General features: G+C 58.5%; 23 protein-coding genes. 12 read left to right on the top strand and 11 right to left on the bottom strand.

The annotated features are described in order from the left end of the window. Positions 1 to 60: 60 nt before the first annotated feature. Positions 61 to 825, top strand: a complete 765-nt coding sequence (locus tag AC2FF8_RS17575; protein ID WP_496880343.1) for a sulfite exporter TauE/SafE family protein — start codon at positions 61 to 63, stop codon at positions 823 to 825. 4 nt (positions 826 to 829) lie between these two features. Here the strand turns inward: AC2FF8_RS17575 and AC2FF8_RS17570 are convergent, their stop codons facing one another. The 3 genes from AC2FF8_RS17570 to AC2FF8_RS17560 all read right to left on the bottom strand — a co-directional run bounded on the left by AC2FF8_RS17570 (position 830) and on the right by AC2FF8_RS17560 (position 3,656). Continuing rightward, positions 830 to 1,384, bottom strand: coding sequence for a hypothetical protein (locus AC2FF8_RS17570; protein WP_257600133.1), 555 nt, complete (start codon positions 1,382 to 1,384; stop codon positions 830 to 832). A 24-nt stretch (positions 1,385 to 1,408) separates the two neighbouring features. Further along, positions 1,409 to 1,699 (bottom strand): hypothetical protein, encoded by a 291-nt coding sequence (locus tag AC2FF8_RS17565; RefSeq protein WP_170344849.1) that lies wholly within the window; start codon positions 1,697 to 1,699, stop codon positions 1,409 to 1,411. A 358-nt stretch (positions 1,700 to 2,057) separates the two neighbouring features. After that, positions 2,058 to 3,656: a phosphoenolpyruvate carboxykinase gene (locus tag AC2FF8_RS17560; RefSeq protein ID WP_257600134.1), complete on the bottom strand. Its 1,599-nt coding sequence runs from the start codon at positions 3,654 to 3,656 to the stop codon at positions 2,058 to 2,060. 55 nt (positions 3,657 to 3,711) lie between these two features. On the opposite strand from AC2FF8_RS17560, the gene AC2FF8_RS17555 reads away from it, so the two are divergent. From AC2FF8_RS17555 to AC2FF8_RS17520, 8 genes are read left to right on the top strand one after another with little or no spacing between them, the layout of a single operon-like run. Continuing rightward, positions 3,712 to 3,978, top strand: coding sequence for a hypothetical protein (locus AC2FF8_RS17555; RefSeq protein WP_496880342.1), 267 nt, complete (start codon positions 3,712 to 3,714; stop codon positions 3,976 to 3,978). Positions 3,979 to 3,999: 21 nt separating this feature from the next. After that, positions 4,000 to 4,704 carry a response regulator transcription factor gene (locus AC2FF8_RS17550; protein WP_170344852.1) on the top strand — a complete coding sequence of 235 codons (705 nt, stop codon included), beginning with the start codon at positions 4,000 to 4,002 and terminating at the stop codon, positions 4,702 to 4,704. A 59-nt stretch (positions 4,705 to 4,763) separates the two neighbouring features. Further along, positions 4,764 to 6,455 (top strand): sensor histidine kinase, encoded by a 1,692-nt coding sequence (locus AC2FF8_RS17545; RefSeq protein ID WP_170345114.1) that lies wholly within the window; start codon positions 4,764 to 4,766, stop codon positions 6,453 to 6,455. A 19-nt stretch (positions 6,456 to 6,474) separates the two neighbouring features. Then, a complete protein-coding gene (locus tag AC2FF8_RS17540) occupies positions 6,475 to 6,930 on the top strand; it encodes an HPr kinase/phosphorylase (RefSeq protein ID WP_496880341.1) in 456 nt (151 codons plus the stop codon). Continuing rightward, a complete protein-coding gene (rapZ, locus tag AC2FF8_RS17535) occupies positions 6,927 to 7,808 on the top strand; it encodes an RNase adapter RapZ (protein WP_170344854.1) in 882 nt (293 codons plus the stop codon). Before AC2FF8_RS17540 ends, rapZ begins: the two co-directional genes overlap by 4 nt. Then, complete coding sequence (locus tag AC2FF8_RS17530; RefSeq protein ID WP_152457103.1) at positions 7,805 to 8,197, top strand: PTS sugar transporter subunit IIA; 393 nt, start codon at positions 7,805 to 7,807, stop codon at positions 8,195 to 8,197. Before rapZ ends, AC2FF8_RS17530 begins: the two co-directional genes overlap by 4 nt. A gap of 16 nt (positions 8,198 to 8,213) precedes the next feature. Further along, a complete protein-coding gene (locus tag AC2FF8_RS17525) occupies positions 8,214 to 8,483 on the top strand; it encodes an HPr family phosphocarrier protein (protein WP_152457104.1) in 270 nt (89 codons plus the stop codon). A gap of 39 nt (positions 8,484 to 8,522) precedes the next feature. Continuing rightward, a complete protein-coding gene (locus AC2FF8_RS17520; protein ID WP_170344855.1) occupies positions 8,523 to 9,422 on the top strand; it encodes a lysophospholipid acyltransferase family protein in 900 nt (299 codons plus the stop codon). Positions 9,423 to 9,496: 74 nt separating this feature from the next. Here AC2FF8_RS17520 and AC2FF8_RS17515 read toward each other — a convergent pair whose 3' ends face one another. Beyond that, on the bottom strand, positions 9,497 to 10,372 hold the full coding sequence (locus AC2FF8_RS17515; RefSeq protein WP_257600137.1) for a 3-hydroxybutyryl-CoA dehydrogenase: 876 nt from the start codon (positions 10,370 to 10,372) through the stop codon (positions 9,497 to 9,499). Between the two features lie 163 nt (positions 10,373 to 10,535). Between AC2FF8_RS17515 and AC2FF8_RS17510 the strand changes: the two genes are divergently transcribed. Further along, entirely contained in the window at positions 10,536 to 11,339 is an 804-nt protein-coding gene (locus AC2FF8_RS17510) for a DUF6473 family protein (RefSeq protein ID WP_496880340.1), read from the top strand. 50 nt (positions 11,340 to 11,389) lie between these two features. Here AC2FF8_RS17510 and AC2FF8_RS17505 read toward each other — a convergent pair whose 3' ends face one another. From AC2FF8_RS17505 to AC2FF8_RS17480, 6 genes are all read right to left on the bottom strand, one after another. Further along, the gene (locus AC2FF8_RS17505) at positions 11,390 to 12,319 is read right to left on the bottom strand and encodes an electron transfer flavoprotein subunit alpha/FixB family protein (RefSeq protein WP_170344857.1); all 930 of its coding nucleotides are present in this window, start codon (positions 12,317 to 12,319) and stop codon (positions 11,390 to 11,392) included. After that, positions 12,319 to 13,077, bottom strand: a complete 759-nt coding sequence (locus tag AC2FF8_RS17500) for an electron transfer flavoprotein subunit beta/FixA family protein (RefSeq protein WP_170344858.1) — start codon at positions 13,075 to 13,077, stop codon at positions 12,319 to 12,321. The genes AC2FF8_RS17505 and AC2FF8_RS17500 overlap by 1 nt, the downstream gene beginning before the upstream one ends. 191 nt (positions 13,078 to 13,268) lie before the next feature. Then, positions 13,269 to 13,841, bottom strand: a complete 573-nt coding sequence (locus AC2FF8_RS17495; RefSeq protein WP_170344859.1) for a cob(I)yrinic acid a,c-diamide adenosyltransferase — start codon at positions 13,839 to 13,841, stop codon at positions 13,269 to 13,271. Beyond that, on the bottom strand, positions 13,842 to 14,045 hold the full coding sequence (locus tag AC2FF8_RS17490; RefSeq protein WP_170344860.1) for a twin transmembrane helix small protein: 204 nt from the start codon (positions 14,043 to 14,045) through the stop codon (positions 13,842 to 13,844). A gap of 77 nt (positions 14,046 to 14,122) precedes the next feature. Beyond that, positions 14,123 to 14,950: an SDR family NAD(P)-dependent oxidoreductase gene (locus tag AC2FF8_RS17485; protein WP_496880339.1), complete on the bottom strand. Its 828-nt coding sequence runs from the start codon at positions 14,948 to 14,950 to the stop codon at positions 14,123 to 14,125. Positions 14,951 to 15,019: 69 nt separating this feature from the next. Then, positions 15,020 to 15,649, bottom strand: a complete 630-nt coding sequence (locus AC2FF8_RS17480) for an SH3 domain-containing protein (protein WP_480685292.1) — start codon at positions 15,647 to 15,649, stop codon at positions 15,020 to 15,022. Between the two features lie 203 nt (positions 15,650 to 15,852). On the opposite strand from AC2FF8_RS17480, the gene AC2FF8_RS17475 reads away from it, so the two are divergent. Together AC2FF8_RS17475 and AC2FF8_RS17470 are read left to right on the top strand one after the other, a co-directional pair. Next, complete coding sequence (locus AC2FF8_RS17475) at positions 15,853 to 18,201, top strand: DNA topoisomerase IV subunit A (protein WP_496880338.1); 2,349 nt, start codon at positions 15,853 to 15,855, stop codon at positions 18,199 to 18,201. Positions 18,202 to 18,297: 96 nt separating this feature from the next. Then, positions 18,298 to 18,888 (top strand): hypothetical protein, encoded by a 591-nt coding sequence (locus AC2FF8_RS17470; RefSeq protein ID WP_496880337.1) that lies wholly within the window; start codon positions 18,298 to 18,300, stop codon positions 18,886 to 18,888. Here the strand turns inward: AC2FF8_RS17470 and AC2FF8_RS17465 are convergent. Next, positions 18,869 to 19,080: hypothetical protein (locus AC2FF8_RS17465; protein ID WP_217358813.1), on the bottom strand; the 212-nt coding region annotated here is incomplete at its 5' end. The genes AC2FF8_RS17470 and AC2FF8_RS17465 overlap by 20 nt on opposite strands.

Below are 19,080 nucleotides of genomic sequence, written 5' to 3'. Positions count from 1 at the left end.
TCAAATATTACCCCATCATTTTTGCAATGCAGAAGAAAATCCAGATGTTATCTAGGGGACATGACCCTGTTTTCCATTCTTTCCCCGCAGGAACTGCTGTTGGCCATGGCAATCGCTTTTGCCTCAGGATGGGTCAAGGGTATGGTTGGTTTCGCGATGCCCATGATTTTGGTATCGGGGTTGAATTCATTTCTGCCGCCGGATCTGGCCTTGGCGGGACTTATCCTGCCGACGCTGGTGGCCAATGGGCAGCAAGCCCTTCGCGGCGGTCGCGCTGCGGCGGTTGCCTCGGTTCGGCGGTTTCGGGTTTTCCTTGTTGTCGGCGGTCTCTTTCTGCTGCTGAGCGCACAGTTGGTCGCTTTGATCCCGGGGTCTGTCTTTCTGGTTCTGATGGGCGGTTTCGTGTCGGTCTTCGCGCTGTTGCAGGTTCTTGGGTTCAGAATGGCGCTGAGCCAACCGTCGACCGCAGTCGAGGCCGTTGTAGGTGGCCTGGCGGGGTTTGTCGGCGGCATGTCAGGAGTTTGGGGGCCTCCGACAGTTGCCTATCTGACGGCGCTGAACACCCCCAAGACCGAACAGATTCGAATTCAGGGCGTTATCTACGGTTTGGGAGCGGTCTTGCTGCTGGCCGCACATCTTGGCTCAGGCATCCTGCATGCAGAAACACTTCAGTTTTCCGCAGCCCTGATCGTTCCGGCCGTGGCCGGGATGTGGATCGGCATGAAATTGCAGGACCGTATCGATCAGGCAAGTTTTCGCAAGGCGACCTTGTTGGTATTGCTGATCGCCGGCCTGAACCTGCTGCGACGTGGTTTGGTGGGGTGACAGGTCAGCCCGTGCGCTTGTCGGCAAACCGGAAAGCAAAGTACAGACCCAGCATCAGGAAGAATAAACCCGAGATATCGCCGATCAGGAACGCGATGTATTCGACCGTCGCACTGCCAAAAGCCAGGTTGGTCAACCCGGAGACAAGGATGGACGTTACGAAACCGACGCCCATCACACATATCCAACAGGGTTTGCGTTCCGGACGGGGAAACAGATCCCACCCGATTGCTTTGAGAAGATAGAAAACGGCCGGGACAGTCAGAACTGCAATCGCCATGGCCATCAGGCGGCTGGGCAGGAACACGTCCGTTCCACCCAAATAGGCGAAAACGATGAACACGCCAGGCAACAATGCGAAAATGGCGCGCCACCCCAACAGCCACGCCGACAGAACCCGTACGCCATGCGGCAGAAACAACAGGCTCGCCCTGCTTGGGTATTCCGGGAAAAACACGTTCTGCAATGGCATGAGGACGGCGAATGTAAGGAACGACGCCAGCACATAGGCCAGAGAGGCCAGAAGTGTTTCAGTAGCCCATCCGCGCAACGTAGTCACGGCCTCTTGCGCGTGTGGATCGCGTCATTTGGGTGCATGAACGATGTACCGTCCCCGGTTGGCGCTGCCGCTTTGAGAAAGATAGCCTTTTTCGACCAGCGATTTCAGCGCGCGAAAGAATGTTGGGCGCGAAACACTTTGAACCAACGTGTGCTCGATCAAGCCGAATGTGCGAACTTCCTGATCGGACTTTGAAAGCTCTTCGGCGGCATAGTAGATGTCGCGTTCAACCGGAGATAGTTTTTCCAGGCCTAAAGTACGCTCCATGCTTTGCATCAATTTGCGCAGTTCGGCGAGTTTCGAGATCTCAGTCATAGATTTACCCATCTTTTACTGTGCCATTTGGCGCGCAATTGCGACCAGTTGAGCCATACTGAATGATGCGTTATTCAGCATGTATCGTATTGACACTCATCCCCTTTCACTTAGACTAGGTGACTGATTAGGTTGCTCAATCCCGCGTTGTGAGTGTGCGCACATGAGCGACCCCCAATCTTATTTCAGCCAATGCCCGGCGCAAAAGTGCCGGGTTTTTTCGTCTCAGCGGTTAACAGAGCTAGCGCAAATTGCATTTTGAAACAACGCAATTGTATGTGCTTTTCGCGGCAAACAACCATAGATAGAAACGCGGCAGGTGCAGTGAAAAAGGGGCGCGGTGGCCCCTTTCCCCAATTTACCCAATTGCGACGGCTTTGATGTCGTCGTCGATGAAGGGCAGATACTGTTCGAAGTTCTCGGCGAACATCTGCACCAGTTTTTCGGCCTGTTTGTCGAATGCGGCCTGATCGTCCCAGGTACGGCGCGGGTCCAGCAGAACTTCGGCAACTCCCGGCACCGAGACCGGAACGTCAAAGCCGAAATTGGCATCCTTGCGGAACTCGGCGTCGCGCAGCGAGCCGTCCAGAGCGGCGGTCAGCAAGGCGCGTGTCGCGCGGATCGGCATCCGGCTGCCCACGCCGTAGGCGCCGCCGGTCCAGCCGGTGTTCACAAGCCAGCAGGTCGCGCCATGCTGAGCGATCTTGTCCCGCAACAGGTTGCCGTATTCCTCTGGGCGACGGGGCATGAACGGCGCGCCAAAGCAGGTCGAGAAAGTCGGCTGCGGCTCGGTGATGCCACGTTCGGTACCAGCCACTTTTGACGTGAAACCCGACAGGAAGTGATACATGGCTTGTGCCGGCGTCAGCCGCGCGATCGGAGGCAGAACGCCGAAGGCATCGCAGGTCAGCATGATGATGTTCTTCGGGTGGCCACCCAGTGCGCTTTTGGATGCGTTCGAGATATACTCGAGCGGATAGGCGCAGCGCATGTTGGCGGTCAGCGAGTCGTCGTCGAAATCCAGTTCCTTGGTTTCGGGGTCGAAGACCATGTTTTCGATCACGGTACCGAATTTCGAGGTGGTCGCGTAGATTTCCGGCTCTGCCTCGGCATTCAGGTTGATGGTCTTGGCATAGCAACCGCCTTCGAAGTTGAAGGTGCCGCGATCGGACCAGCCGTGTTCGTCGTCACCGATCAGAGTGCGCGCCGGATCGGCCGACAGAGTGGTCTTGCCGGTGCCCGACAGGCCAAAGAACACGGCGGTGTCGACCGGGTTGCCAACGGCATGGTTGGCCGAGCAGTGCATCGGCATCACGCCTTTTTCGGGCAGCATGTAGTTCAGCAGGGTGAAAACGGACTTCTTGTTTTCACCGGCATATTCGGTGCCGCCGATCAGGATCAGCTTGCGGTCGAAGTTCATTGCAATCACCGTCTCGCTGCGGCAGCCATGCTTTGCCGGGTCGGCCTGAAAGCTGGGGCAGTTGATGACGGTGAAATCGGCCGTGAACTCATCCAGATCTTCGCGGTCCGGGCGACGCAGCAGGTGGCGGATGAACAGGTTGTGCCACGCCAGTTCGGTAACCATTCGTACATTGATTGCGTAAGCCGGGTCCGCGCCACCGACGAGGTCCTGCACGAAATAGTCACGGCCTTTCATATGGGCCAGCATATCATTGTACAGTGCGTCAAAGCCTTCGGGGCTCATTTCGGCATTGTTTTCCCACCAGATGGTGTCGGCAACGCTGTCGGTCTTGACGACGTGTTTGTCCTTGGGGGACCGGCCGGTGAACTTGCCAGTGGTAACGAGGAACGCGCCACCATTGCCAAGAGTGCCTTCGCCGCGCTTCAGCGCCTCTTCGATCAGCGCCGGTTCCATGAAGTTGTAATAGACATTGCCCAGACCCTCGATGCCCTGATCTTCGAGGCGGAATTGCGGGTTAACCCGTCCAGATGTCATGTGTGTCTTCTCCTGTGGCGGCGCGAAGGTCGTTGGTCGTTGCGCCTTTGGGGCAGTGAGCCGGGAAAACCGGCGGCTGAGCGCGTCTTATCACGGTCATTCAGGGCATGAACAGGCGGGTTTGACGCAGTTAGCGCAACCAAGTCCGGGTTTAGCGCCATCAGAAATTCAATGTCGGAAAAGCGGGCAGTTTTTTGCGGGCATCAAGGCAAATTTGCCGCAGACCTGCCGCAACAAAGGCATGATTCGCAGTTACGGATTGATTCGGCGTCTTAAAACCGCCAACAATGCCTTACAAATAAGCGAATTATTGCGCGAGTGAGCAGGAATAGGGGTGAGCCCGATGTCAAAGATTGCACTTGTGGATGACGATAGAAACATTCTGACGTCTGTATCCATGACCCTCGAAGCCGAAGGTTTCGAGGTTGAAACTTATAATGATGGCCAGGCCGCGTTGGATGCGTTCAACAAGAAACTGCCGGACATGGCTGTTCTGGATATCAAGATGCCGCGAATGGACGGCATGGATCTGCTGCAACGGCTGCGTCAGAAGACGCAGATGCCGGTGATCTTCCTGACCTCGAAGGACGATGAGATCGACGAGGTGCTGGGCCTGCGCATGGGCGCGGATGACTATGTAAAGAAGCCATTTTCGCAGCGTTTGCTGGTCGAACGCATTCGGGCTTTGCTGCGCCGCCAAGAGGCGACCAGCGGCGACGCGGTCGCAACCAACAGCAATGACACCAAAGTCATGGAACGCGGCGACCTGAGAATGGACCCGCTGCGCCATGCGGTCAGCTGGAAAGGGAATGATGTGTCCCTGACCGTGACCGAGTTCCTGTTGCTTCAGGCGCTGGCCCAACGTCCGGGATTCGTCAAAAGCCGCGACCAGTTGATGGATGTCGCCTATGATGATCAGGTCTATGTGGATGACCGCACGATCGACAGCCACATCAAGCGCCTGCGGAAAAAAATGCGCGCGGCTGACCCCGAGTTCTCGGCGATTGAGACCTTGTATGGTATCGGTTACCGGTACAACGAAGAATAGGCGCGGCCGCCTGCAAGAGGTAATGGGGTCTCGTGCGCGACACCGAACAAGCCAGCGAAATGCGCGACGGTGACGTCGTTCTAGGGGATGACTGGGTCATTCCTCAGGACCCCGAGTCAGCGGAGCTGAGGGAAAAGCGATCCCGGAGGAACCTGTTTTCTCTGCGTGGTTCACCTCTGGCGCGCAAAATCATCACGTTCAACTTGATCGCTCTGGTGATTCTGGTCACTGGGTTGCTGTATCTGGACGACTCGCGAAAAGAAAAGGTTCAGCAGACCGCCCGCAATCTGCTGGGCGATGCGCAGCTTGTCAGCAACGTGTTTGAAACCCAGCTGCGTCAGGGCGCACAGCAATCCGGGCAGAATGCCGGGAACCTGGACGTCAAGGATACCTTGTCTGGCCTCACCCTGCCCGAAGGGGGCGAGGTTTTTGTATATGACGCCAGCGGCACGTTGATCGGCTGGACACGTGGTGCCCCGCAAGCCTCCGACATGCCGGTTCTTCTGCAATCCGAGGCCGAGATGCAGACCGGCAGCACGGTGATCAGCGACACACTGAATGCCGTCTGGACAGGTTTGTCGAACCTGCTCAACTGGTCAACTGAAACCGAGGCACCGACGTTGGCGCAGCGTGTTCAGACCATTATTCCGCAAGCGATTGCCGGTAACAGCCAGGTACAGGCGGTACAGGACAGCGCGGGTGAGACGGTCATCGTGGCTGCCGCACCGATCCTTTATGCGGATGTTCCCGCCGGAGCGGTGGCCATTACCGGCCCGGCCGGTGAAATCGACGCGCTTGCCCGCCGCGAGCAGGAGCGCATTCTTCAGATGTTCGTGGTGGCGCTGCTGGTTTCCGTGGGCCTCAGCCTTGTTTTGGCCTCGACCATTGCCAACCCGCTGGCCGATCTGGCATCCGCGGCAGAGATGGGCAAAGACCGGGGCACGGGTGTCAATCCCGGGCGCATCCGCATTCCCGACCTCAGCGCCCGTCCTGATGAGATCGGACGTCTCAGTCGCGCTTTGCGGGGTATGGTGACAGCGCTGTACAACCGGATCGACGCAAACGAACAGTTTGCCGCCGATGTCGCCCATGAAATCAAAAACCCGCTGGCCAGCCTGCAATCCGCCGTGGGAACCCTGCGGATGGTCAAGCGCGAGGATCAGCGCGACAAGCTGCTGGACGTGATCGAGCATGACGTACGGCGTCTGGATCGGCTGGTCAGCGACATATCAAATGCGTCGCGTCTGGATGCGGAACTGGTCAAGGAAGAAGAGCAGCCCTTTGACCTGCTCAAGCTGCTGGGCAATCTCGGCCAGTATCTGGGCGAGGATGCGCGCTCCAAGGGCATCGATTACATTACGGATCTGCCCTCTGAGCCGATTGTGATCAACGGGTTGGAAGCGCGTCTGGCGCAGGTCTTCGTCAACCTGATCACCAACGCGATTTCCTTCTGCGAAGAAAACGACGCCATTCGCGTCTGGGTCAGACAGCGGGACAACCGTGTGTTGGTCGTTGTTGAAGACACCGGCCCTGGAATTCCCGAACAGGCGCTTACCAAAGTGTTCAAGCGTTTCTACTCGCAGCGTCCGGCGGAACATTTCGGCAATAATTCGGGCCTGGGGCTGGCGATCTCGAAGCAGATTGTCGAAGCCCATGGCGGAGTGATCTGGGCTGAAAACATCCGCCCGACCGAGGCCGATATCACGTCGGATCCTCTGGGTGCCCGCTTTGTCGTGGGGTTGCCCGTCTAAGTCCATGCATATTGATTCGTTGTCACTCGCGAAAGATCAGGACAGCGCCTGTGTTCATGCCTCCTGCGTATCGGTTGCCGGACGCGGGCTTTTGATCATCGGTGCGTCCGGCACAGGGAAGTCCGGACTGGCGTTGCAAATGATGGCGTTCGGTGCGGAACTGGTCGCTGATGACCGCGTCAATTTGGAGATGCAGCAGAACCGGGTGATCGCCTCGGCAGTTTCGCAGATACGCGGTTTGATCGAGGCGCGCCAGATTGGCTTGATCAAAGCCGAACCCAGTGGTCCGGTTCCGCTGGATTACGTTGTGGATCTGGATCAGCCTGAGACTCAGCGTCTGCCCGACCCTTTGACGGTTTCCGTGCTGAGGCAAACTGTTCCCTTGCTTCGGGGTGCGGGCGTGCCCAACTTGGCTGTAGCGATGATGCAGCTTCTAGGAAATGGGCGCGTAAACCCGGAATGGCCGAACACATGACATCGCAAAGGCGGATCGTACTTGTCACCGGGCCCTCCGGGGCAGGAAGATCCACGGCCATTCATGTGCTGGAAGATCTGGGCTTTGAAGCCATCGACAACCTGCCGATGGGGCTTTTGCTGCGCTTGCTCGACAGCGCGGACAGCGACCGTCCGATGGCTTTGGGTATAGATGCCCGCAATCGCGATTTCTCGACGATCGGTTTCATAGAACTGGCTGAAAAGCTGGGCCGGTTGGCGCAGGTCGATCTGACGGTTCTGTATCTGGATTGCACGGATGATGTTCTGGTGCGCAGGTTTTCAGAAACCCGAAGGCGGCATCCCGTCGCCAAGAATGCCAGCCCGGAAACCGGCGTTCAGCGTGAAAAAGAGCTGCTGGCGCCGATACGAGAGATTGCGGATACGCTGATCGACACCAGCCTTCTGAACGTGCATCAGCTGCGGGAAGAGGTCGAGAACTGGTTCGCCCCGCAAGGCGGGCGGCATCTGGCGGTTTCCATCGAATCCTTTTCTTACAAACGCGGCCTGCCGCGCGGATTGGACATGGTGTTCGATTGCAGGTTTCTGGCGAATCCGTACTGGCGCCCGGAATTTCGCGCAGCGGATGGTCGACACCCTGACGTTGCGCACTATGTGCAGTCAGACGCAAACTACTTACCGTTTTTTGAACGTGTGCTGGGCTTGCTGACCCTGCTGTTGCCGGCCTTTCGGGCCGAGGGCAAAGCGCATCTTTCCGTGGCGTTTGGGTGCACGGGGGGGCAGCACAGATCAGTTGCCCTGGCAGAAGCCGTTGCAAAGGCTCTTGCGGAAGACGGGCAGCAGGTGGCAATTAGGCATCGCGAGATGGAACGTCGGTCGTTGAATGTGAGGTCGGATTGATCGGAATTGTGATCGTTGCACATGGGGGGTTGGCTCAGGAATACCTGGCCGCCACGCAACACGTGGTCGGACCACAGGCCAGCCTCGTGGCGGTCGCGATAGAGGCTGACCATGACCGGGACGAAAAACAGGCCGAAATCTGCCGTGCCGCGGACGAAGTGGACACCGGCGATGGTGTCGTTGTCGTCACCGACCTCTTTGGCGGCAGCCCCTCGAATCTCAGCCTGCGTGCCTGCGCGCCTCAGGACCGGCGTATTCTGTACGGGGCAAACCTGCCGATGCTGATCAAATTGGCCAAAAGCCGCCACTTGCCCATTGGTGATGCGGTCCGTCAGGCAATGGAGGCTGGACGGAAGTACATCAATGCGCAGAATGTGACATTGGATTGAAAGCGGATTATTGAATATGACGAGCCGAAGCCTGAAAATCATCAATGAAAAGGGCCTGCACGCACGGGCCTCGGCAAAGCTGGTTGAGGTTGTAGAGGGGTTCGATGCGCATGCTGAGGTGTCAAAAGACGGACTTTCTGCATCAGGCGACAGTATCATGGGCCTTTTGATGTTGGCAGCATCGCGCGGAACAACTATTGACGTCGAGACGTCCGGGCCGGATGCTGAGGCATTGGCAGAAGCTCTGGAAACGCTTGTGAACGACAAGTTCGGAGAGGGGTTCTAAGACGCCCCGCCGGGACAGGAAGAACGGGAAGACCAGGAATTGGCGGAAACAACGCACGAGACCAAGACAAGCCCGGTGGTGGATGGAACCGCAGATCAGGGTGAGATCTACGACCGTAGAACGCTGACCTACGCGAATTCATTCGATGATGCCTGGACTGCGACTGCCATTCGGGCCATCGAGTGGTGCACAGGCAAGCTGACCATTTTGCGCATGGTCAACAAGTTCGAAAAAAAGAACGAATACTATCGCGGCCAGCGGTTCTGGGGGGGTGCCCTCAAGACTATGGGAATCGATCTGACCACACCGCAGGAACAGATTGACCGCATCCCCAAGACCGGCCCGGTTGTCGTCGTCGCCAACCACCCGCACGGTATGGTCGATGGCATGATTTTGGCAGAACTGATCGGTCGGGTGCGCAGTGATTACCGCATTCTGACCCGTTCGGTCCTGACAGGGCTGGACGAAGCGGCCACGTCATTCATGATTCCGGTTCCGTTTCCACATGACCCCGAGGCGCAGGCCAAGATGCTGGAAATGCGCGGCAAAGCCATGGAGCATCTCAAGAACGGTGGCGTTGTGGCGCTGTTTCCATCCGGTGTTGTGATGTCCTCGGATGATTGGTTCGGGCCCGCGATCGAGCGGGAATGGAACGTGTTCACCGCCAAGATGATCCGCCGTTCGGGCGCGCGCGTGGTGCCGATTTTCTTTCCGGGCAGCAATTCGCGCTGGTATCAGATCGCCAACCGCGTCTCTGCAATTCTGCGGCAGGGATTGTTGCTGCACGAGATCGTCCGATCCTGCAACAAACCCCAGTCGCCGGTGATCGGCGAACCGATTTCGGACCGCGACATGGAGCTGTTGGAGCGCGACCCGCGCGGATTCATGGCCTGGCTCAGAAATCACACCATGTCTCTGGGCAAGTCGGAACAGACCTGATCCGTGTCTTCATCTGGCCCAAAATATCCCGGGGGTGAGCCCGGACAAAGTCCGGGCGAGGGGGCTGGCCCCCTTCAGCGTGTCGGTACCGGAACTTCGCCTCGGTAGTCATAAAAGCCACGCTCGGTCTTGCGCCCCAGCCACCCGGCCTCGACATATTTCGTCAGCAGAGGGCAGGGACGGTATTTGGTATCGGCCAACCCGTCATGCAGCACGTTCATGATCGCCAGACAGGTATCCAACCCGATGAAGTCCGCCAATTCAAGCGGGCCCATGGGATGATTCGCCCCAAGCTTCATTGACTGGTCGATGGATTGTACGTTCCCCACACCTTCATAGAGTGTGTAGACCGCCTCGTTGATCATGGGCATCAGGATCCGGTTCACGATAAAGGCGGGAAAGTCCTCGGCGCTGGCGGCCGTTTTGCCCAACCGGTCCACCACCGCTTTGCAGGCGTTGAAGGTTTCTTCATCCGTGGCGATGCCGCGGATCAATTCCACCAGCTGCATAACAGGGACAGGGTTCATGAAATGAAAACCCATGAACCGTTCGGGCCGATCCGTGCGGCTTGCCAGCCGGGTGATGGAAATCGAGGATGTATTTGACGTCAGAATCGTATGCGGCAGCAGGTGCGGTTGCAGGTCCTCGAAAATCGCCTGTTTGATCGTTTCCCGCTCGGTTGCCGCCTCGATAACCAGATCGGTTTGGCCCAGTTTCGGCAGCTCAAGCGTGGTCGTAATCCGTTTCAGCGCGGCCTTCATCGCTTCGTCGGTGATTTTGCCACGTGACGCCTGCCGCGCCATGTTGCCTTCGATTGCGGCAATGGCGCTGTCCAGAGCATCCTGGCTGACATCGTTCAGCAAGACGTCGTATTCCGCCAACGCCATAACATGGGCAATGCCGTTGCCCATTTGCCCCGCGCCAATCACACCGACCGATTTGACTTCCATGTTCAGCTGCCTTTGCCCTGGAGGATACCGCGACAGTATCGGCAGACCGGGGCGGGCGGCAAGAGGATCGCGGCGATCAATTTTGCTTCAAATGCGCGCATTAGGAAAATCTCAATATCTATGGCCGCAAGATGGCACCGGGTGAGAAAACGGGGGGCTTGATATGAGCTTTCATCAGACAAACAGCGGCAGGGAGTCCGCCTGCCAGTATACCAATTCGAAACTTTGGTTCCGGGGTCCACCCGGCACGTTGGACCAACCCTATGTGGCCTGTCTGGGAGGAGAGGAAACTTTCGGCAGATTCGTCGATTGCCCGTTTCCTGCCGTGCTCGAGAAGCGATTGGGAAAGCCATGCGTCAACTTTGGCAGCCTGTTTTGCGGAGTCGAAGCGTTGTCCACTGATCCGGGAGTGCTGAATCTGGTCAATCAGTCAGACCTATGCGTGTTGCAGGTGCCCGATCTTCTGCGCCAATCGAACCGGTTTTACCGCGTGCACCCGCGTCGCAACGATCGGTTCCTTGAACCCACCGCGGACTTGCTGGTGCTGTACCCGGATGTTGACTTCACGGAAATCCATTTTGTGCGCCATCTGTTGGAGCAGCTGAGCGCAACAGAAGACGCACGTTTCGAAGTCGTAGCGCAGGAACTGCGAGAGGTCTGGATACGCGCCACCGGGGAATTGATAGAACGGATCGAACCCGGCGTTGTGCTGCTTTGGTTGCATGTGCAGCGGCAAACCGGATCGCATGTCGACCATATCGTGCCCGACGCCGCCATGATCGAACAACTGCGCCCGCTCTGCGCCGATGTCGTAGAGGTTTCGGTAGCTGTATCCGCTCGATCGGATGCTCTCGAAGATGTCATGTTCGGAACGCTTCAGCAGCCGATTGCGGAACATATGATCGGCCCGTCCGCGCATCGAGAAATTGCCGAGCATCTGCTGATCGCTTTGCGGAACCTGAACTGAAAAAGGCCCGCCTGTTGGCGGGCCTTTGCAGATCAATCGGAATATCCGGTTCAGCCGAGCTTTTCGGTCAGTTCCGGCACCGCCTGGAACAGGTCTGCGACCAGGCCGAAATCGGCGACCTGGAAGATCGGCGCCTCTTCGTCCTTGTTGATCGCCACGATGACCTTCGAGTCCTTCATGCCGGCCAGGTGCTGAATCGCGCCCGAGATGCCGACGGCAACATACAGATCCGGGGCAACAACCTTGCCGGTCTGACCCACCTGCCAGTCGTTCGGCGCATAGCCCGAGTCAACGGCCGCGCGCGACGCACCAACCGCGGCGCCCAGCTTGTCGGCCAGGGTTTCGATCAGTTTGAAGTCTTCTTCCGAGCCGACACCACGGCCGCCCGAAACAACGACGCCGGCCGAGGTCAACTCGGGACGGTCGCTTTCGGCCACCTTGTCTTCGACCCATTCCGACAGGCCGGGGTTTTCGCCGACTGACACGGTCTCGACCGTGGCCGAACCGCCTTCGCCGGCCGCGTCAAAGCTGGCGGTCCGGATGGTGACGACCTTTTTGGCGTCGTTCGACTTGACGGTCTGGATCGCGTTGCCCGCGTAGATCGGGCGCTCGAAGGTCGAGCCGTCAACAACGCCGGAGGCATCCGAGATCACCATCACGTCCAGCAGGGCTGCAACGCGAGGCATCACGTTCTTAGCGTCGGTGGTGGCCGGCGCCACGATATGCTCGTAGCCATCGGCCAGGCCAACGATCAGGGCCGCGGTCGATTCCGCCAGGCGGTGGCCCAGCGACGGGTCTTCGGCGACCAGAACCTTCGACACGCCGTCTATCTTGGCCGCAGCCTCACCGGCAGCAGCGGCCGAGCCACCCGCGGCCAGAACGGTCACGTCGCCCAGCACTTTCGCGGCGGTCACGGCCTTTGCGGTCGCATCCATCGCCAGTTCGCCGTTGTTCACTTCGGCAAGCAGAAGTACAGCCATTACACAGCCCCCGCTTCTTTGAGTTTCTCGACCAGCTCGTCCACCGAGCCCACGATGATGCCAGCCGCGCGCGCCGGCGGCTCTTCGGTCTTGACGATTTCCAGACGCGGGGTGACGTCGACGCCATAATCGGCGGCAGTTTTTTCGTCCAGCGGCTTTTTCTTCGCCTTCATGATGTTGGGCAGCGAGGCATAGCGCGGCTCGTTCAGGCGCAGGTCAACGGTGATGATGGCGGGCATCTTGACGCTGATGGTCTGCAATCCGCCATCGACCTCGCGGGTGACCTTGGCGGTGTCGCCTTCGATGTCCAGATCGGATGCGAAGGTGCCCTGGGACCAGCCCAGCAGCGCCGACAGCATCTGGCCGGTGGCGTTCATGTCGTTGTCGATCGCCTGCTTGCCGCACAGCACGATGCCCGGCTGCTCTTCCTCGACCACCTTGGCCAGGATCTTGGCAACGGCCAGAGGCTCGATGTCCTGGTGGACGTCATCCGCCGCGACCACAAGAATGGCGCGGTCCGCACCCATGGCCAGCGCGGTGCGCAGGGTTTCCTGCGCCTGCTTCACGCCGATCGAAACCGCAACGACCTCGTCGGCCTTGCCGGCTTCTTTCAGGCGGATCGCCTCTTCTACCGCAATCTCGTCGAACGGGTTCATCGACATTTTGACATTGGCGAGATCAACACCGCTACCGTCCGCTTTCACGCGGACCTTCACATTGTAGTCAATCACGCGTTTGACAGGCACCAGTACCTTCATTGTAGCGCTTTCTCCTCAAATAAACGGTAAGCCGCGAAGGCGACTCCACCAATGCTCTCGACCGACTAGATAGCGCCTGCCGCAGTGGCACAACAGAGCAAAATCGTCACGTCATGGCGTCGGGACGTCGCGTTTTGCAATTTTTTTGCAGATAGACGAAAGAATATTACCCGCGACTCTGTATTTCGCGATCAGCGGTTCGCGCCGGGAACCCACAACACGTCGTCTTTGCCGTTTGCGTTTGCGCAGCGCGCAGCAACAAAGAACCAGTCGCTGAGGCGGTTGAGGTATTTGACCGCCACGTCGTTGACAGGTTCCATATTCGTCAGTTCGACCGCAAGCCGTTCGGCCCGGCGCGAAACGGTGCGGCACACATGCAGATGTGCAGCCAGACGCGAGCCACCAGGCAGGATGAAGCTGCGCAGAGGTTCCAGCGCCTCGTTCATTGCGTCGATCTCGGCTTCCAGCCGGTCGATCTGGGCGGACACGATGCGCAGGGGGGGATAGTCGGCCTCGGCATCTTTTTCCATGTCGGGTCGGCAGAGGTCGGCCCCCAGATCGAACAGGTCATTCTGAATGCGCGACAGCGCGATTTCGACATCGCCTTCGGCCTCGGTTCGTGCCACGCCGACAAAAGCGTTCAGCTCGTCCACTGTGCCATAGGCTGCGACGCGGCCCGAATATTTTGCCACGCGCTCTCCGTTGCCCAGGGCGGTTTTCCCGTCATCGCCGGTGCGCGTGTAGATTTTGTTGAGTACGACCATCTATTGAACTCCCTGTCCGCGCAGATACACGAAAAGCACGATCAGCAACACGGCGATGAACTGAAAGAGAATGCGCAGGCGCATCATCTTGTTGCTTCTCTTCGCCGCCTCCATGCCGCCTTTGCCGAAATTCGCGATGCCCAAGGCCAGCACGACGACAACTGCCGCCATGGCCAGAAGAAGAACGACCATTACAAGGTCCATTTGAAGTCACCGTCCGGTTTTTTCGATTACCACCCATCTAGCGTCCGGAGGTCGAAAAGCGAACGGGAAATATCGTCTCAGATATCCGAAAGGATTCGATCAGTGGCGTTTGTAGGCAGAATCCGGCGCAGGATTCCGGCGATGTATGTCGGAGTGGTCACATAGTAACGTGGTTTGGGGCGTCGGGCCTCGACCGCATGGGCCAGCTTGTCCGTGACGGCAGAGGCGGGCAGTTCAAACCGGTCTGGCCCACTGCTTTCGTAGAGGCGCTTCAGCAGTGATCCTTCATACTTTTCCCGAATGGCCGAGTTTTCCCAGTCGATGTATTTCTCGAACATGGGGATCGCCTTTTCCCGGAGTTTCGAGGTGATGGGGCCGGGCTCGATCAGGGAGACGTGGATGTCGGTATCCCGAAGCTCCAGCCGCAGCGTGTCGGTCAGCCCTTCGATCGCGTATTTCGTGGCGACATATGCGCCGCGCCACGGGAAGGCGACAAGACCCAGAACCGAGGAACACTGCACGATCCGGCCATGACCCTGTTCCCGCATGACGGGAATGACCTGTCGGGTCAGCTCGTGCCAGCCAAAGACATTGGTCTCAAATATATGGCGCAGGCCATCCGTCGGAACATCCTCTACCGCGCCGGGCAGGCCATGTGCGCCATTGTTGAACAGGGCATCCAGCGAGCCGCCTGTAGCCTCAAGAACATAACACAAACCCGACGTGATGCTGTCTGTGTCGGTGTAATCGATTCTGGGGCTTTCAAAGCCTTGTGCGCGTAGACGATCACAGTCGCGTTGCTGGCGGCAGGATGCAAAAACACGCCAGCCTCGTGCACGCATGCCGTGTGCCGCGTCCAGACCGATGCCTGACGAGCATCCCGTGATAAGAATCGATTTCTGCATATGCCTTCCGAGCCTGATCCCCGCCCATAGCTATGGCGGGGTTTGCGGCAGGGCAATGACACTTCGATGTCAGTTCGTTGTTTTCCGGACGAGTGATGCCGAAATCCACCCAACCTGTTGCCCCGGCAACACGCGCAGGCGCAACCAGCCGGTACCTGAATCCCCAAAGACTTCAACCTGCTGACCGATCCTGGCCTTGCCGATGATCGGATAGATCGTCCCCGGCCCATCGCGCAGGTTCACGCGGGTTCCCGATATTTCGCGGATATCCTTGGCGGCCTCGACAGGCGCGGGCAGTTCAACCGTTGGCAGCTCGGCGTCGGTGGTGACCTGCTCGAGAGAGGCCAGACCCTGTTCCAGCGACGCAAGGGTCAGAGTGACGTTTTCGTCAGCGAACAACGAAGGGTTTGCCTTCAGGCCAGCCGCAACTTGCGACAACAGCGCTTTGGTTTCTGCTTCATCCAGCTCGGCGACGGGTTCAGTGACCGGTGCGACCGGCACCGAGGGCTTCACCGCAGCACGCGCGACCAACGTTTCCGCGGGCGCGGGTTCGATAGCTGGCTTTGAAGGTCTCGGGGCATTGGCAACACGCTCGGGCTCTGCGCTGCGGACCCCGCGCGGCTCAAAGTCGGGGCCTCCGCTCAACACGTAAAAAGTCCAGCCGAGTGCGGCGAAGGTAACAAGTACAAGGCGCGTCATGGCGCATCCCCCAATTCAATCGTAACAACAAAATAGGCAGCAATCATTCAATTGTTGGAATGGTAGCATAATAGAAGGGCAGAGTCGAAAATTCGGGGAAAACACCGACTTGCCTCCCCCTGTTGCAAAAAGCCCGACTTGTCCCCAGTAAAATACGCGTTGCTTGCTTTACCAAGGCGTCCTTGCGTCGTATCACATCATATATGAACGATACGATCGACGACCCCAACATGGAGGCCCCCGACCACGGGGGTGAGGTGGCAGAACCGCTGCGCCGCGCGATAGGCGAGCGTTATCTGACCTATGCGCTGTCCACCATCATGCATCGTGCCCTGCCGGATGCGCGGGACGGATTGAAGCCGGTGCACCGGCGAATCCTCTATGCGATGAGAGAGCTGCGACTCAGTGCAACCGGAGGTTTTCGCAAGTCCGCCAAGATTTCCGGCGACGTGATGGGCAATTACCATCCGCATGGCGACGCCGCGATTTACGATGCAATGGCGCGCCTGGCGCAGGACTTCAACGTGCGTTACCCGCTGGTCGACGGGCAGGGGAATTTCGGCAATATCGACGGCGACAACCCGGCGGCCTCGCGCTATACCGAGGCGCGGATGACCATCGTGGCCGAGGCGCTGCTTGAGGGTCTGAACGAAGACGCCGTGGATTTCCGCGACAACTATGATGGCACGCTGACCGAACCGGTGGTGTTGCCTGCGCAGTTTCCGAACCTGCTGGCCAACGGCGCCAGCGGTATCGCCGTCGGCATGGCGACCAACATCCCGCCGCACAACATCTCGGAACTTTGCGACGCCTGCCTGCACCTGATCAAGACGCCGGACGCGCGCGACGACACGCTGCTGAACTACGTCCCCGGACCGGATTTTCCGACCGGTGGCGTGATCGTCGAACCGCCCGAGAACATCGCCCAGGCCTATCGTACCGGGCGCGGCTCGTTCCGGCTGCGCTGCAAGTTCGAGGTCGAGGATCTGGGCCGCGGTCAGTGGCAGATCGTCGTTACCGAGATTCCCTATCAGGTTCAGAAGTCCAAGCTGATCGAAAAGATCGCGGAACTGATCCAGAGCAAGAAAATCCCGATCCTCGCGGATGTGCGCGACGAATCCGCCGATGACATCCGTCTGATCCTCGAACCACGCTCCAAGAATGTGGACCCCGAGGTGCTGATGGGCATGCTCTATCGCAACTCGGACCTCGAGGTGCGGTTCAGCCTGAACATGAACGTGCTGATCGACGGGGTGACGCCCAAGGTCTGCTCGATGAAAGAGGTGCTGCGCGCCTTCCTCGATCACCGGCAAGAGGTGCTGCTGCGCCGCTCGCGTCATCGCATGGCCAAGATCGACCACCGGCTGGAAGTATTGGAGGGCTTTATCGTTGCCTTCCTGAATCTGGACCGCGTGATCGATATCATTCGTTACGACGACGACCCCAAAGCCGCGCTGATGCGCGAGGATTGGGGCATTACCCATGTCCGCGCCACCAGCGAGGCCGACTATGTCTCGCCCAAGCCGGGCGAGGGCGAACTGTCGGAAGTTCAGGTCGACGCCATCCTCAACATGCGCCTGCGCAGCTTGCGCCGTCTGGAAGAGATGGAACTGGTTCGCGAACGCGACGCGCTGATGGAAGAACGCGCCGAACTCGAAGATCTGCTGGCCGATCCCGCCCTGCAATGGGCCAGGATTGCCGAGCAGTTGAGAGAGACGAAGAAGACCTTTGGCAAAGACTACGAAGGCGGTGCGCGTCGGACGCAGTTCGCCGAGGCCGGACAGATCGAGGAAGTTCCGCTTGAGGCGATGATCGACAAGGAACCGATCACGGTCGTCTGCTCTCAGATGGGCTGGATTCGCGCCATGACAGGCCATATCGACCTGAAGCGCGAGTTGAAGTTCAAGGACGGCGACGGCCCGCGTTTCATCTTCCACGCGGAAACGACCGACCGGTTGCTGGTCTTTGCCTCGAATGGCCGATTCTATACTGTCAGCGCAGCCAACCTGCCGGGTGGGCGCGGCATGGGCGAGCCTTTGCGCCTGATGGTGGATCTGCCCAACGAGGCGCAGATCATCGACATTCTGATCCACAAGCCGGGGCGCAAGCTTTTGGTGGCTTCGGACGCGGGCAACGGCTTTGTTGTGCCCGAAGATGACGTGCTGGCGCAGACGCGCAACGGCAAACAGGTGCTGAACGTCAAGGGTGACGAAACCGCGATGATCTGCAAGCCGGTTGACGGAGACCACGTCGCCGTGGTGTCGCAAAACGGAAAGTTCCTGGTTTTCCCAACCCAGGAACTGCCCGAGATGACGCGCGGAAAAGGCGTGCGTTTGCAAAAGTACAATATGGCGCGTGGCCGGCAGGGAACGCTCGAGCTGGATGGCGGTTTGTCGGATGTAACGACCTTCAACTGGGAAGAGGGCCTGAAATGGTCCATGGGCGGCGACAAGACCCGACATGAGGCGGATATGACGCAATGGCTGGCAAAACGGGCCAGCGTCGGGAAAAAACCGCCCTATGGCTTCCCGCGTGACTATAAGTTTTCGTGATCGCGCAGCAGCGCGGGTGAATTTCCGCCGATACGGCTTGGCACAACCCGTATCGGTGCGCTAGATCAATAAAAAACAGGCCTATCGAGACGAGACATGTTGCGCATTCTGACGCTGATCACCGGACTGGCCCTGATGGCCGCTTGCACACAGACACAGGTGTATGAGCCGCCTGAATCCCTCGGAGAATTCAAGCTTCGTGTGAATTATGCCTTTGCGGACAAGGCCGTTCAGGGACCTGTATCGCGGGACGCCACACCTGAAGAATGGACAAAAGCGATCCAGAACGCGGTTGATATTCGCTTGGGGCGTTACGACGGCTCGCAGGAATATGACGTCGGCATTAGTCTGGAGGGCTACATGCTGGCTCCGCCGGGGATCCCTGTGATTTACAATCCCAGAAGCACTGCGATTGTGCTGGTCAACGTCTATGACGTGAAGAAGAAAGAGTTTCTGGCCAAGGGGAAGCAATTCCAGGTGCTGGAAGACACCACCGGCGGAAGTGCATTAAAAGGGTCAGGGCACGAGCGCACTAAAGAAGAACAGATGAGCGGCCTGGCCCTCAAAATAGCCGACCGTGTCGAGGAATGGCTGGCTGAAGAACATGAAGAAAATGGCTGGTTTGACAAAAGGCCGGACCTGATCCAGCCGTTGGAATCTGTCGAGGTTACGCAAAATCCAACGTGATCGGCGCATTTCCCTCAGGATGTGCTTGATTTTCCCCTTTGAACCAAATATCTCGCGCGCGCAGATGTAACCACGGGACCAAGGGTCCCCCAAATCGCAAAAGGGCGCCTGAGGAATGGCAAAGGAAAAGTTTGAGCGTACAAAACCGCACGTCAACATCGGCACGATTGGCCACGTTGACCACGGCAAGAC

It is taken from the genome of Ruegeria sp. YTSA144, assembly GCF_059610125.1.
Note: the sequence above shows the minus strand (reverse complement) of the source record. Positions and strands in the feature narration are given on the sequence as shown.

What these genes read in the sequence shown, in the direction of transcription:
- AC2FF8_RS17480 (WP_480685292.1), bottom strand. Translation starts at nt 15,649, where the DNA reads ATGACGCGCCTTGTACTTGTTACCTTCGCCGCACTCGGCTGGACTTTT.
- AC2FF8_RS17490 (WP_170344860.1), bottom strand. Translation starts at nt 14,045, where the DNA reads ATGGACCTTGTAATGGTCGTTCTTCTTCTGGCCATGGCGGCAGTTGTC.
- AC2FF8_RS17510 (WP_496880340.1), top strand. Translation starts at nt 10,536, where the DNA reads ATGAGCTTTCATCAGACAAACAGCGGCAGGGAGTCCGCCTGCCAGTAT.
- AC2FF8_RS17475 (WP_496880338.1), top strand. Translation starts at nt 15,853, where the DNA reads ATGAACGATACGATCGACGACCCCAACATGGAGGCCCCCGACCACGGG.
- AC2FF8_RS17525 (WP_152457104.1), top strand. Translation starts at nt 8,214, where the DNA reads ATGACGAGCCGAAGCCTGAAAATCATCAATGAAAAGGGCCTGCACGCA.
- AC2FF8_RS17470 (WP_496880337.1), top strand. Translation starts at nt 18,298, where the DNA reads ATGTTGCGCATTCTGACGCTGATCACCGGACTGGCCCTGATGGCCGCT.
- AC2FF8_RS17575 (WP_496880343.1), top strand. Translation starts at nt 61, where the DNA reads ATGACCCTGTTTTCCATTCTTTCCCCGCAGGAACTGCTGTTGGCCATG.
- AC2FF8_RS17545 (WP_170345114.1), top strand. Translation starts at nt 4,764, where the DNA reads ATGCGCGACGGTGACGTCGTTCTAGGGGATGACTGGGTCATTCCTCAG.
- AC2FF8_RS17515 (WP_257600137.1), bottom strand. Translation starts at nt 10,372, where the DNA reads ATGGAAGTCAAATCGGTCGGTGTGATTGGCGCGGGGCAAATGGGCAAC.
- AC2FF8_RS17550 (WP_170344852.1), top strand. Translation starts at nt 4,000, where the DNA reads ATGTCAAAGATTGCACTTGTGGATGACGATAGAAACATTCTGACGTCT.
- rapZ (WP_170344854.1), top strand. Translation starts at nt 6,927, where the DNA reads ATGACATCGCAAAGGCGGATCGTACTTGTCACCGGGCCCTCCGGGGCA.
- AC2FF8_RS17500 (WP_170344858.1), bottom strand. Translation starts at nt 13,077, where the DNA reads ATGAAGGTACTGGTGCCTGTCAAACGCGTGATTGACTACAATGTGAAG.
- AC2FF8_RS17495 (WP_170344859.1), bottom strand. Translation starts at nt 13,841, where the DNA reads ATGGTCGTACTCAACAAAATCTACACGCGCACCGGCGATGACGGGAAA.
- AC2FF8_RS17560 (WP_257600134.1), bottom strand. Translation starts at nt 3,656, where the DNA reads ATGACATCTGGACGGGTTAACCCGCAATTCCGCCTCGAAGATCAGGGC.
- AC2FF8_RS17485 (WP_496880339.1), bottom strand. Translation starts at nt 14,950, where the DNA reads ATGCAGAAATCGATTCTTATCACGGGATGCTCGTCAGGCATCGGTCTG.
- AC2FF8_RS17565 (WP_170344849.1), bottom strand. Translation starts at nt 1,699, where the DNA reads ATGACTGAGATCTCGAAACTCGCCGAACTGCGCAAATTGATGCAAAGC.
- AC2FF8_RS17505 (WP_170344857.1), bottom strand. Translation starts at nt 12,319, where the DNA reads ATGGCTGTACTTCTGCTTGCCGAAGTGAACAACGGCGAACTGGCGATG.